15 protein-coding genes are annotated in these 12,218 nt (G+C 29.9%); 7 read left to right on the top strand and 8 right to left on the bottom strand.

Translation table 11 applies throughout. From position 1 onward, the window contains the following. The 7 genes from U9R23_07510 to U9R23_07480 form a co-directional block, all read right to left on the bottom strand. Positions 1–528, bottom strand: a 528-nt coding sequence (locus U9R23_07510; protein ID MEA3476269.1) for a site-specific DNA-methyltransferase, incomplete at its 3' end; no start/stop codon positions are given. A 31-nt stretch (positions 529–559) separates the two neighbouring features. After that, positions 560–763, bottom strand: a complete 204-nt coding sequence (locus U9R23_07505; protein ID MEA3476268.1) for a uracil-DNA glycosylase — start codon at positions 761–763, stop codon at positions 560–562. After that, positions 764–1,300, bottom strand: coding sequence for an HD domain-containing protein (locus U9R23_07500; GenBank protein ID MEA3476267.1), 537 nt, complete (start codon positions 1,298–1,300; stop codon positions 764–766). It abuts the gene before it with no gap. Positions 1,301–1,303: 3 nt separating this feature from the next. Then, positions 1,304–1,771 (bottom strand): TerB family tellurite resistance protein, encoded by a 468-nt coding sequence (locus U9R23_07495; protein ID MEA3476266.1) that lies wholly within the window; start codon positions 1,769–1,771, stop codon positions 1,304–1,306. Positions 1,772–1,802: 31 nt separating this feature from the next. Next, entirely contained in the window at positions 1,803–3,137 is a 1,335-nt protein-coding gene (gene miaB / locus U9R23_07490; protein MEA3476265.1) for a tRNA (N6-isopentenyl adenosine(37)-C2)-methylthiotransferase MiaB, read from the bottom strand. Between the two features lie 34 nt (positions 3,138–3,171). Continuing rightward, a complete protein-coding gene (locus U9R23_07485) occupies positions 3,172–4,035 on the bottom strand; it encodes a nucleotidyl transferase AbiEii/AbiGii toxin family protein (GenBank protein MEA3476264.1) in 864 nt (287 codons plus the stop codon). Next, the gene (locus U9R23_07480; protein MEA3476263.1) at positions 4,028–4,828 is read right to left on the bottom strand and encodes a type IV toxin-antitoxin system AbiEi family antitoxin; all 801 of its coding nucleotides are present in this window, start codon (positions 4,826–4,828) and stop codon (positions 4,028–4,030) included. Before U9R23_07480 ends, U9R23_07485 begins: the two co-directional genes overlap by 8 nt. Positions 4,829–5,053: 225 nt before the next feature. On the opposite strand from U9R23_07480, the gene U9R23_07475 reads away from it, so the two are divergent. Continuing rightward, positions 5,054–5,701, top strand: a complete 648-nt coding sequence (locus U9R23_07475; protein MEA3476262.1) for a hypothetical protein — start codon at positions 5,054–5,056, stop codon at positions 5,699–5,701. A 37-nt stretch (positions 5,702–5,738) separates the two neighbouring features. On the opposite strand, the gene U9R23_07470 is transcribed toward U9R23_07475, so the two are convergent. Further along, positions 5,739–7,352 (bottom strand): SpoIID/LytB domain-containing protein, encoded by a 1,614-nt coding sequence (locus U9R23_07470; protein ID MEA3476261.1) that lies wholly within the window; start codon positions 7,350–7,352, stop codon positions 5,739–5,741. A gap of 329 nt (positions 7,353–7,681) precedes the next feature. Between U9R23_07470 and U9R23_07465 the strand changes: the two genes are divergently transcribed. The 6 genes from U9R23_07465 (at position 7,682) to U9R23_07440 (ending at position 12,060) form a co-directional block, all read left to right on the top strand. Then, a complete protein-coding gene (locus tag U9R23_07465) occupies positions 7,682–7,906 on the top strand; it encodes a type II toxin-antitoxin system HicB family antitoxin (GenBank protein MEA3476260.1) in 225 nt (74 codons plus the stop codon). After that, entirely contained in the window at positions 7,903–8,133 is a 231-nt protein-coding gene (locus U9R23_07460; GenBank protein ID MEA3476259.1) for a type II toxin-antitoxin system HicA family toxin, read from the top strand. The genes U9R23_07465 and U9R23_07460 overlap by 4 nt, the downstream gene beginning before the upstream one ends. 629 nt (positions 8,134–8,762) lie before the next feature. After that, positions 8,763–8,906, top strand: coding sequence for a hypothetical protein (locus U9R23_07455; GenBank protein MEA3476258.1), 144 nt, complete (start codon positions 8,763–8,765; stop codon positions 8,904–8,906). A gap of 79 nt (positions 8,907–8,985) precedes the next feature. Beyond that, on the top strand, positions 8,986–9,999 hold the full coding sequence (locus U9R23_07450; protein MEA3476257.1) for an SPASM domain-containing protein: 1,014 nt from the start codon (positions 8,986–8,988) through the stop codon (positions 9,997–9,999). A 7-nt stretch (positions 10,000–10,006) separates the two neighbouring features. Continuing rightward, a complete protein-coding gene (locus U9R23_07445; protein ID MEA3476256.1) occupies positions 10,007–11,350 on the top strand; it encodes a radical SAM protein in 1,344 nt (447 codons plus the stop codon). Positions 11,351–11,409: 59 nt separating this feature from the next. Further along, positions 11,410–12,060: a hypothetical protein gene (locus tag U9R23_07440; GenBank protein ID MEA3476255.1), complete on the top strand. Its 651-nt coding sequence runs from the start codon at positions 11,410–11,412 to the stop codon at positions 12,058–12,060. The last annotated feature ends 158 nt before the right edge of the window (positions 12,061–12,218 follow it).

Raw genomic sequence — 12,218 nt, 5'->3', positions numbered from 1 at the left:
TACGAATAGAAATATAGGCTCATAAACGTTTGAAAACCTATTATCCAGTGAGGAAGGCATAGCATTAGGTTTTTGCCAGATAATTTTGTTTAAGAGTGCCCAGCCATTTTTTTGAAGTTCAACTGCTAATAATTCAGGTATAAGTAATAACTCCTTATTTTGATATTTATATCCTACATTTAAAAAGAAAGTTCCCGTGGGCTTTAATACTCTTTTTATTTTAGTAAAAATATCAACAAGATTTCTTATATACTCATGATAGGATTTTTCTTGACCAATCTGTTTGGGATGTTTATAATTCCTCTGTTTCCAATAAGGAGGCGAGGTCACTACACAATCTATAATGTCATTAGGCAATAGTCCCAGTGCTTTATTTACATCTCCTAAATATACTGCAGTAGTATTTTGTCTTCTATTCTCTATTGGTTGGCTTATATAGGTATCTACGAAAGATAACTGTTCCCGAACAACATCCGTTTTTGAAGTTATAATAATTCTTTCTTGAATTTCTTTATATTTTTTACCCATAGATAAACCTTTAATCTACATAAACCATTATTTAGATTAAATCATCACGAATCGTCCCATTAGGCAGCATATTATCTGGATGAAATTCTCCTCTTTCTTCCATTTGATAACGAATACAATTTTTATTACCCTTCAGACAATAATTTTCTACCCAATATGGCTCTAATTTTCCAGCGTCAGTAAAATATTTTATCGGACAAGAATTATACCATTTACAGGTTTTATCGGTATTCATCTATAAATTCTTAAAAGGCAGATAAGCCATAAAATCTGCATGATGAACAATCAATCCTTCTGTCGTTCTCTTGAATGCATCACCTTCTTTGGAATGTACTGCAATAATATGACAGACTTCATCAGGAACTCCACACACTTGTGCAAGAGAAACACCTGTAAATGCATGTCTAAGCAAAGTTCCAGATTTGCTGAATTTTATAGTATCTCCATCCTTTTCATATTCAAGCAATTTACCCACATCAGCTAAAATAGCACCTGCAACAACTACATCAAGATTAATTGGCAGATTATCTCCAAAGAATTCCTGCATTATTTTGGCAGATTCAAAAGCGATATGAACAACAGCTCGCTTATGAGCCATAAAACTTACTTTGCAATTTTTTACAAGTAAGGTAAATGGTATTTTTTTTAAATCTTCTGGCGTTAACACACTTTTTTTAAAAGCCAATTCCCATGTTTTTGCAACTTTTTCTCGTAAATTTCTATTCTTTATCCAGTTTAATTCTGGCCATAATTCTTTAATTTCTCTCTTCATTTCTCACTCACTTTTCCGTCTGGGCGCCGAGACCGATAATTTTGTTTTTATAAGTTGTTCATGGCTTAATCGTAATAAATTTGCTATTTTGTGAACCAAATAGTCTTCATATTGGTCAAGACGACCATCTGCATAAATGACCTGCCAGGTAAATTCAAGAATTCTCTCTTTTTCTTCATTTGAAAAATTTTGGTTTATAAGATTAGTGAATTGCCACAAATCAATACTTTGTTTGAGTTCCTTTTCTGTCTCATTTATTAACTCATTTACTTCATTATCTGACAAATTAAAATTAGATTTAATTATAGAAATTATACTTTCTTTCTCAACATCTGCGAATTCGCTATCTGCATTTGCAAGCTCAAGAAGTAGAGCACAAGTTGCTATTTGGATTTTTCTGTTAGTGTCTTTTTCCTTTACTTCACTATTAGTAATTGCTACATTCTGAAATAATAGTTTCTTTAAGTTCATAATTTTATATGAAAATTCTTAATATTAGTTGTCAAATTTTTTGTTGTTTTCCTCTTAATGTCCATCCAGTTGCATCGCAAATTTTTACTTTCACAAATTTGCCAATCAAATTTTTATCTCCAGGAAACACAGCTATTTTATTATCCCTTGTTCGTCCTGATAGTTCATTGATGTTTTTCTTACTTTTTTGTTCAACATAAACCTCAACAACTTTTCCGGTTTGCTCTTTATATTTTTCAAAAGTAATCTTTTCCTGAAGTGCTATTAATTTTTGTAATCTTTTTAGGCGAATACTTTCATCTATCTGTCCCCGATTTACTCGGGGATCAGCTGCCTTTGTTCCTTTGCGAGGAGAATATTTAAATGTAAATGCATAATCAAATCTTATCTTTTTCATAAGATTATAGGTATCCAAAAAGTCCTTTTCTGTTTCTCCTGGAAAACCAGTCATAACATCAGTTGTTATGGCAATATTCGGGATAGAATTTTTTAGCTTCTTAATAATAGAAAGGTATTGCTCAACTGAATAACCTCTATTCATTTTTTCTAAAATAGTGTTTGAGCCTGATTGCAATGGAAGATGAAGATGCTCACATACTTTTTCTTCATTTGTCATTACTTCAATTAATTTATCAGATAAATCTTTTGGATGAGATGTAATAAAACGCAATCTTTTTATGGAATCAATTTTTGAGGCAAGTTTAAGTAAAGTGGGAAAATCAATATTATCATTTTTGTAAGAATTTACATTTTGTCCCAAGAGTGTAATATCTTTGTATCCTTTATTCCCAGCCGTTTCAATCTCTTTTAGAACTTCAAGATGATTTCGTGAGCGTTCTCTTCCACGAACATACGGAACAATACAATACGAGCAGAAGTTATTACAGCCACGCATGATGGTTATGAAAGCATTTATCCCTTTTTTTCTATAAGGAGGAATGTCGCTGTAATTTTCTTTATAATTTGCTTGAAGCAAAGATGTTGAGCAATTATTCTTTAAGCAATTCTCTATTACTTTTGGTAAAAGACGATATTGGTCAGTTCCAACTGCGAAATCAAGGCAATCTATTTTCTGTATTAGTTCTTCACCGCAGCGTTGGGCAACGCATCCAATTAAGCCAATAAGTAAATTTGGTTTCTTTTTTTTGCGATTTCCTTCTTGTGTAATACGACCGATAACTCTGTCTTCTGCGTGCTGGCGGACTGTGCAACTATTGAAAATTATTATGTCCGCTTCATCAATATTTTCAGTCAGTTCATATCCAGATTTGATTAGTAGACCTGAAACCATTTCGCTATCAGCTACATTCATCTGACAGCCATAGGTTTGGATGAAAAATTTTAGTGGATTTTGTTTATGAATCATTTTGAATTCCTGCTTAGGCATTGTTAGTTTTTTATTAAGAATAATTTACTTCTTTCAGTATCTTGTTAAATCGTTCAAGAACTTTTTCAAGATTGAAATGTTCTCCAATACGAATAACTGGTATTAGATCCGTTTTTACCTGATGATTAAGTATGTTAACAGCATTTTTATCTAAACCAAAATTATGACGATAATCACATTTATAACCTTCACCTCCGAGTTTTTTCTTAAAAATATTAAGGAATTTTTTATTATAAAAATCGAAATCTGATTTTGCTATATGCCATAAATCATAATAATCACGAATTGCCAAATCTTTTCTTGTAATTGCAGCTTTCAATTTCTCAGCAACAGCTTCAATTAGAGATAGTGATAATATTTTATTTTCCGGGATTAAATCTTCGTCTGTAAAAGGATTTCTATAAAAATGTCTGATTGCATTATAAACCGGTTTATCTATTGGTTTTTGTCTTAATGAAGTCTCAATATTTATACTTTCATCTTTTCCAGTAACAAAAGAAGGATATGAAATATTGAAAATATATTGCATAGAATTATTAAATCCTTCACCCTCTGGATTTTTACTTTTTAAGCCTAAATATCTTAAGAATTCCTTCATATTTTCTCTAACTGGTGCAATAGCCCTGGATCTTTTAGATCGCGAGTTCAATTCGTCTTTACTCAAATAAGTGAAATCAATGTCTTCACTTAACCTTTTGTAATTGAAATAAATTTTATTAAGAAGTGAGCCACCCTTAAAAATAAGTTTGTTGCTTAGATGTGAATCAATATTATTCAAAATAATGGTGAGGTAATAATCTTTTTCTACGATTGCCTGTCTGAAATTATGTTTTCTTGCCAATGCAGGTATTATATCTTTTAGTTGTTCTTTATCCATTAACAATAACTTTCCAGGTTTTACTGATTTTCCCTTTTCTGCAAGGTATTCTTGGATTTAATACAGTATAAGTTGTCTTATTGCCCAGATTTTTTTGTAATCTTTCCAATTCTGAATTTTTATAACCCAATTGCTCTAAAATATAACCAGCTCTTCTTCTGACAGAAATCACAGGGAAAGATATCAGATATTTTATAAACTTGGTAAAATTAATTTGTTTTAGATTGGCTTCCAATACTTTCTTGACATTTGCGAATGAACCAATTGGATTATATATAAAATCTACTAGAGTTCGTTCTTTATCGCTAATATATATTTCCTCTTGGTTTATTCTTACCCTTTTGATCCCATAATATTTCTTTTCACTTATTTTAACAGCTTTATATCTTACATTACATATTATTTTTGAACGAGATTTCTTTGTATTTAATACAAAAACAGTTTGAGGAACTTGTTCAGTAAACCCCCAATAGTTATATATAGTAAAATAACCAATATAGTAAGGCACATCGCTCATCCAGAGTTTTGCAATAATAAATTCGTTAGGAGTCCATAATTGATTGGGGGCTTTTAGGGGCACAACTATATATTTACCTCTTTCAATCTGGATAAGACGTTCTTTTCTCGTTAATTTATCTAAAATTTTAGATGCTTTTCGTGAATTAGTGAAAAGCTTTTTGGCATAGTCAGTTGTGATGACTGTTTGCTTCTCAAACTCAGCCCGAGATATTAGATAAACCTCATCTTTAGAAAGGCTTTTATATTCAAGTTTTATTTTTTCATTGTTTTTCATTTCTGTATTTCCCAATTATTGGCAATTGATTAAACAATATACAAAATAAAATTCTTACAATATTCTTGTCAAATATATTTTCCATTTTTTTTAGGATGATTTATCAGGTTAAAAATAACACTCAATTTTCTTACTCTGATAATTTACAGGAAAATAAAATTTGACAATGATTACAGCTACTTTCTATTTTTTAATAAAATTATTCATAAGCTTTGGGAGAGAAAAGTGAAAAAAGCACCTTATAATTATTGTGATTACCGCTGTGAAAAATGTCCTGTGAAAGATAGATGCACAGTTTATAAAAAAGAAATTGAAGACAGGTATGAAGACAAGGACTGGTTTGAAATTCTTAAAGAGAATCTGGAAGAAGCACGAGAGATGATAGGCAAATTTATCAAAGAAAATAAAATTGAAATTTTACCTCTGAATGAAGAAGACCCTTTTGAGAAGATTCACATAGAGGTTCAGAAAAAACATATCATTAAACTCAGTAATGATTATCTAATTAAAGCAGAAGATTTTCTGCAAGATTATAGAGCACGATATTTGAGTTTGCACGGATTAGAAGAACCATTTTCAGATTTGGATTGGTATAAAACAATTATTCCAGTAAAAATTCATAGGACTTTAGATTCTTTGCAGAAATTTGTAGTTACCAAAGATGAATTTTTTCTTGAGGATGCTTACTATACATCTCTTGTTGTGTATAAATCTTTGTGGAAATCTTTATCTGGAATCAGGAAAATAAGAAATACAATCAATGTAAGCAAGTTAGCAGATGAAATTGAAAACCTGTTGATAGAAATTATTGTTGAATTTAAAAAGGAATTTCCCTTTGAGTTTATTATTGGTTTGTTAGAAGCAAACACCTAAACAACTTACATTAAGTCCAGAGGATTAAAATCTCATACTAATTTGATAACTTAATTTTTGTTATCTTTATCCCAGTATAGTAATGCTTCAAAATCTCTTTTGCAGAATATCCTTCCTTCGCCATTTGGATGGCACCAACCTGACACATTCCAACGCCGTGACCAGAACCTTTACCAGAAAAAATTACTTTGTTTCCAATTATCTGCACAAAAAACAGAGATGACTTTAAGCCGCTAAAAGCTTGTCTAATCTGCAATTCATTATTTAGATGTATCTCATTTTTTGTGCCAATAATTTTAAGCTCTAAAATCCGACCTGAATTTCCTCTTTTTAGGATTTTAATGTCTTTCAACTTTCCCAAATCTGAAATTGAATTTAGGTGTTCTTCTAAATCTTCTTTTAAGAATTCCTTTTTCCATTTGTAGGAATTTTTTATCCAGCCCTTTTCATTTTCGGTATTGCAAAATACTTGTTGTTTCCCCAATATCCACTGTTTTACCTTACTTTCATTAGTTAGATTAATTTTGTAACTGTTTTTTCCATCATAAATGCTTGTAAGATAGGGGACAGATTTGCCGCCCCAAACATTATTGCTATTTTCTGTAATGCCTCCACAATTAGTTGAATATACCGCATTGATAATTTCAAAATTATAAATGCCTACCATATATTCGGTTTCGCCAACTGCCCTTTTTACTTTTTTAGTAACATCAGTAAGACCTGAAAAAACCTGGCAATGCACACTTGCGCAGAGGTCAAAACCATCATCTTTATGTTGTTTGTGAATTATTTTATAGAGTGCTTCTGAGCGAGCGGCAATAGCTTGTGTTTTCATCGCTTCCATTGGAGTGTCATCTCCAATTTCATTTGGCACAACTCCAGCAATATATCTTTCAAATTCAACATTTGCAATAAGATTCATCTTGCCAAGCTGGTTTAACTGAATTTTGAGATTTCCTTCATAGGAACGAGTTACAAATTGTTTTGGATCCCAGAAATTTGTTTTCGGAATTTGAAAAACTATAATCGGTTTGTTAGAAGTAATATTGAGAGGAGCATTGAGAAAATATTCTTTATCGTTTTTGATGTCATAAATCAAAACTTCAGAATTGGAGAAAGAGTATTTTTCTTCAATCCATCCATCCATCTCACACATTGCTTTTGCCGATTCGTATGAATTAAACCTTTCTTTTAGATACACTGAATAATTGCTAATTTGCTTTAGTTCTTTGTTTTTATAAGCAATTTCTGATGATGGTTCAGCAAAGCATTCAGAAAAATTTTTTAAAAATTTTTCAGCACTAACTTTGTCTGAGAATTTTTTTATTCCAACTCTCCAATAAGGTGAAGTTTCTACTTTTTCCGTTAATTGAATAGATAATTCAGGCTTTGAAAATTCCAATTGAAATGGAGAGTCTGTTTCTGAGATAATAAGATTGCCATTTGATTTAAGATGTATTTGATTTGCGTTCGGCAGAATTTCTACATCTATATAGAATTTATTATCCATGATTTCTGCTGCATAGTTTGAAATGGCTAAGAAAGTAAAAAACAATAAAGAAATCCATCTGATGCATAGCCGATGAGTAAGGGGATATAAAAGAAAATCATCAACAATTTTTGTTATTTTGTTAGATATTATTTTAAACATATTAGAAAGTTTATCAAGATATTGAAATAACAGTCAACTTTTTTAGTTTTTTGAGAATTTATTGAAAAAAATTAAAAAAATTTGCTGAAAAATTTGACAGAATAAAAATAAGGATATTAATTTTGTACTATATTTTTCAAAGTTAAGGGGGTGTAATAAAATGACAGTTAGATTATCACGTCCGCCAGTCTGCGGATAAATTATGTTAGTTCACCCTATTAGAGAGAATAGCTAAGTTATTATACCCCCTAAATAATTTGATATGGAATAAAATGAATTCTGTATTTTTTTTACATAATTACATAAGAAATACGATGGAGAAATAAAATATGAATTATTATCAATTTTCCATTGTGACAGAAAAAGACAAGGATGGTTACTTTGCATTTTGTCCTGAGTTACAAGGGTGCTATACACAAGGAATGACTTATGAAGAGACATTAGAAAATATTAGAGATGCTGTTCGGCTTCATATTGAAGATAGATTAGAAAATGATGAAGTGCTTCCGCAAATTGAAATGATTAGTTTGACGACTATGAAAATGGCTATATGAGTGAAAAACTACCAAGAGTTACAGCTGACAAAGTTATAAAAGCACTAAAACATTTAGGATTCCATTTGGTACGACAAAGTGGTAGTCATAAAATTTACCGAAATGAACTAAATACTCGTGTTACAATTCCTTATCATTCAGGAAAAATTCTTCACCCTAAAGTGTTAAAAAGTATTCTAAAAGATGCAAACATTGGTATTGAAGAATTTAAAAAATTATTGAAATAAAAATGGTTTAAAATATGAAATGTGAAAAATATACTAATTTGTAATTAAGGGAAAAAAATGACTTAGCTGTTTTAAAGCGAGAATAAAAATTTTTCGCACCTTTTACTGGTTCTGTCTCATAAATACCTATTTTATCGAATCACCAGAGCAAGTGAGAAGGTTGCGTCCAATTCGGACGCACTTTCTTATGTCTTGGTGATTAGGTAGGGTATACCTTGAGACAGGACGTTATGGAAGTGGCGTCCTTTTTTGTTTTGTGAAATAACGCTACCTAAAAGGCCCCATAAAATATTTTATAAGAAATTATGAAAGTTAAAGAATACCAATATCTTTATCAAAAAATATTTAAATTATCTCACACCTCTGTGAGAAATATATTCGTAATTTTAACCCGTTGGATGTATATCCGATGGGTTGGAAAAAATAAATTCACTTGAATATCTGCATCTCTATTTTTCTTCCCAATGTAGAGAGGCAGACCGGCTGGGAGAAGTTCCATTTTGGATATGGCAAACCAGAAATGGCTATTCATACTGTTGCTGAGGGAATACTTCTCGCCTTATGCCGTGAGGTAAATAAATTCCTGGGTGAGAAGGAAAAGTGGACAAGGGTAAAATATGGAGGAAGAAATGAAATTTCTTATCAACCCTATACAGCTTGATGAGGAAATAACTATTCTTAAAGAAGGAGATATTGCAAAGTCTGCAGTTCCACTTGCTGATTGTGGTGGTGAACAGTGTGTAGCGATTCTAGATGAAAAACCTAATCTATAAAAACGTGTGGGGTTTTACCTGGGGAGAAGAAACAAATTATCTCCCCAGTTTATTTAATTTATATAAAAGGATGTGAAAAATGCTAAATATTTCAGATTTTACATGTGGGGGAAGTAATAAATTAAAAAATGAGTCATTAAAAGTAAAATCTCTCAAGAATAAATTTATTAGGTTCAGTCGTCATATTGTTTTTATTAGTTTTGTTTTTAAAATAGAAGATCATAATAAGTTAAAAGAAAAGATTATAAAATGGTTGAAACAAAAAATTCAAATGGCGGAGCATACTTGGGTTCAATTTTATATGCCCAATCTAAATTCAATTAATAAATATGCTAAAGCAATTAATGAACTTAGAAAAATTTGTAGATATAGTACCGGAAATTTATTTACAGTGCTTCATCCTATTAATCCTATTAATTCTTTAAAATTACCAAATAAAGATTTTAGAGATTATTTTAACTTTAACTATTTATTTTTTGATATAAATGAAAAAGAATTAAATTTATTAGAAAAGATAAAATTTTATACTGAAAGGATAAAAAGATTAAATCGCTTGGGTATTTTCCAGAAGCTGATATTATGTTTTTATAATATTGACAATCATTCAAATCCTAAAAATATTATTGAATTAGTCGATTCAATATCAGAGAAGATAGACAAAAATATTATTGAAGTTGTAAAGATACCCTTTTTCCCATGTTGGCAAAAAGAAGCTCTACATAATTCTAAATTCTCTTTTTTTGAGACTACCTCTATCAATCTATTAAGAGAAGAATTAAAAAGCAGGGAAATCCCATTTACATTTAATTGGTTTACAAACTATTCATATTGTTTTGCTGAACACTGGAACCATTTTCTAATAGATTTAGAGGGTAATTTTTATCAATGTTTTTCTCAGTTTTTTAAGAATAAAATTATTGGAAGTATAAATGAGCAAGGAATTGAAAAACGGAATTTTTCTCTTTTTTATTCTTTTATTAGTAAGGATCCATTTGAAATAAAACAATGCATTCAGTGTCCTTTTCTCGAATATTGTTATGGAGGATGCAAGAATGAGTTATTATCAAATTGTCCCCTTGTAAAAAAGGAGTAAGTAATTTATGGAAGCATCGAATTATAATATATTTCGCAAAACCCCTAAAAATAATTATGTGGGTGTAAATTTATTAACAGGTGCACTATTGAAATTCAAAAATGAACAACAGTTTAAGCAAGCTCTATCTATAATAAAGAAACCAGACAGTTTTCCCAATTTGGAAACGAACTTGATAGAAATAAAAAATAATTTGATTAAAGGTGGCTTCATTGTTAAAAATAGAAATGAAGAAAATAACCGAATACGTTCAAGAGAGTTGTTGGCTCAATATGGATCAAAAGGTCTTTCAATAACAATAGTAAATACTTTTGACTGTAATTTCAGATGTGTATATTGTTACGAAAGACATAGAAAAATTTATATGAATAATGGATGTATGGAAAGAATTTTGAAATTTATTGACAATCAAGTGAAATATCGATCAACTTCACCTTTATCAATTGCGTGGTATGGTGGAGAGCCATTGCTAAACTTAGAAATAATAAGAAAATTAAATTCAAGAATTAGAAATATATGTATAAAAAATAATTGTGAATTCAACTCTGTAATGTCAACAAATGGTTACCTGTTAAAAGGGAGGGTAGCACAAATCCTTATTGATGAATTTCATCTACAAAAAATAATGATTACATTAGACGGTCCAAAAGAAATTCACGATAAGAGACGTCCACTAGCAAATGGGAAGGGAACCTATGAGACAATTATGGAGAATCTGTTAACATTTTTAGAAAAAAAATCTATTGATACAATATTAAAAATTAGAGTAAACTTAGATAAAGAAAATTTGGATTATCTGGATTATTTTTTAAAAAATTTTCCCCCAAAGCTCAGGGATGATGTTATATTTGAATTTGAAAGTACATCTATGCTATCAACTGTGCCCAAAGACCATTATGATAAAATGTTTACACCTGATAAACATCCTGAACGAGTAGCAAAGATTTTAACATTATACAACAAATATATTAATATTGATAAAAGTACAAAGCAAGTACCATTTGTTTTTAAACCAATTAAAAGATGGGGTACATATTGTGGAGTTGAAAAGCTAGATTCTTTTGTGATCGGTCCTAAGTGTCGTATATATAAGTGTGCAGCGATGGTTGAAAAAAAAGATTCTATTAGTAAAATTGATAAAGAAGGTAAGTTAGTTATAAATGAAAGTAAATTAGCAAACTGGACAGAGTTGAATCTTACTAATGATATAGTTTGTGGTAAGTGTAAATTTCGTCCTATTTGTCATGGAGGTTGTAAATCAAAAAAGAAGAGCAAATTCCCCTTTTGTACACAAATAAAGTTGAGTTATAAGTTATATTTAGATTGGTTTGTAGATACTTACTTTGAATAAATTTTACCTGAAGAAATATTTGACTAAAGAATTATTCAAGTAATCTTTTCATTATTATTATGGAACAGGAAAGAATACCCCCGAAAGTAATTGTATTAGGCACAATACATAAACTTCATCATAAAATTTCTTATTATAGTATGAAAGTTCTAAAAAATCTCATTAAAAAGATAAATTCAGATATTATATGTGCTGAATTGAGCCAGGATCAACTAGATGGGATTATAACCTGCAAATCGAAACCTGAGTATCCTGAAATAATTATTCCTCTTGCCTCCAAAGAAGGTTATAATATTATTCCTATTCAACCCAATACTCCTGAAGGTATGGCATGGGGAAAAGAAAGAGATTTAGTAATTAAAAGGATGAAGGAAGAATTAATCGAGAATATTAGGCTAGAATGTTATTATGAATTTGAACGAATTTTCCAAAAAATTGTTGTTTGTGAAAATTTAAAAATGCTTCAGTCTAAAAGGTTCGACTTGTTATATGAAATGGCTTATGAATACTGTAAAAAACTTCTTCCCAGTTTGTGGGAGGTAAAGGAAAAATGGAACATGAAATTTTATGAGAAAATAAGTGCTACTATAAAAGAAAACCCAAGGAAAAAGATTCTAATAACAGTAGGTTTGGCACATAAATTTTGGCTAAACAAAAAACTTAGTCAAAGAAACGATATATTTATTGAATATATAGAAAATTATCTATAAAATTTTAGATAATTAGATAATATAATTTAAAAGTGTAGTATGTCTAAAAAGTATATATTTATTTGAGTTGTTTTACGAGCATTGTTTAGGTTACTACTAAGCAATTGTTTAAATAGAATCCACAAGATAAATAATATATTTCTAAAAAAACTGATGAA

It is taken from the genome of Candidatus Cloacimonadota bacterium (genome assembly GCA_034722995.1).
GTDB lineage: Bacteria > Cloacimonadota > Cloacimonadia > JGIOTU-2 > JGIOTU-2 > JAGMCF01.
This window is presented reverse-complemented; position numbering and strand designations above follow the sequence as displayed.

Excerpts from the sequence above, each read along its gene's own strand:
- miaB (MEA3476265.1), bottom strand. The coding sequence starts at position 3,137 with ATGATTCATAAACAAAATCCACTAAAATTTTTCATCCAAACCTATGGC.
- U9R23_07470 (MEA3476261.1), bottom strand. The coding sequence starts at position 7,352 with ATGTTTAAAATAATATCTAACAAAATAACAAAAATTGTTGATGATTTT.
- U9R23_07480 (MEA3476263.1), bottom strand. The coding sequence starts at position 4,828 with ATGAAAAACAATGAAAAAATAAAACTTGAATATAAAAGCCTTTCTAAA.
- U9R23_07440 (MEA3476255.1), top strand. The coding sequence starts at position 11,410 with ATGGAACAGGAAAGAATACCCCCGAAAGTAATTGTATTAGGCACAATA.
- U9R23_07460 (MEA3476259.1), top strand. The coding sequence starts at position 7,903 with ATGAGTGAAAAACTACCAAGAGTTACAGCTGACAAAGTTATAAAAGCA.
- U9R23_07495 (MEA3476266.1), bottom strand. The coding sequence starts at position 1,771 with ATGAACTTAAAGAAACTATTATTTCAGAATGTAGCAATTACTAATAGT.
- U9R23_07465 (MEA3476260.1), top strand. The coding sequence starts at position 7,682 with ATGAATTATTATCAATTTTCCATTGTGACAGAAAAAGACAAGGATGGT.
- U9R23_07485 (MEA3476264.1), bottom strand. The coding sequence starts at position 4,035 with ATGGATAAAGAACAACTAAAAGATATAATACCTGCATTGGCAAGAAAA.
- U9R23_07450 (MEA3476257.1), top strand. The coding sequence starts at position 8,986 with ATGCTAAATATTTCAGATTTTACATGTGGGGGAAGTAATAAATTAAAA.
- U9R23_07455 (MEA3476258.1), top strand. The coding sequence starts at position 8,763 with ATGAAATTTCTTATCAACCCTATACAGCTTGATGAGGAAATAACTATT.
- U9R23_07500 (MEA3476267.1), bottom strand. The coding sequence starts at position 1,300 with ATGAAGAGAGAAATTAAAGAATTATGGCCAGAATTAAACTGGATAAAG.
- U9R23_07445 (MEA3476256.1), top strand. The coding sequence starts at position 10,007 with ATGGAAGCATCGAATTATAATATATTTCGCAAAACCCCTAAAAATAAT.
- U9R23_07505 (MEA3476268.1), bottom strand. The coding sequence starts at position 763 with ATGAATACCGATAAAACCTGTAAATGGTATAATTCTTGTCCGATAAAA.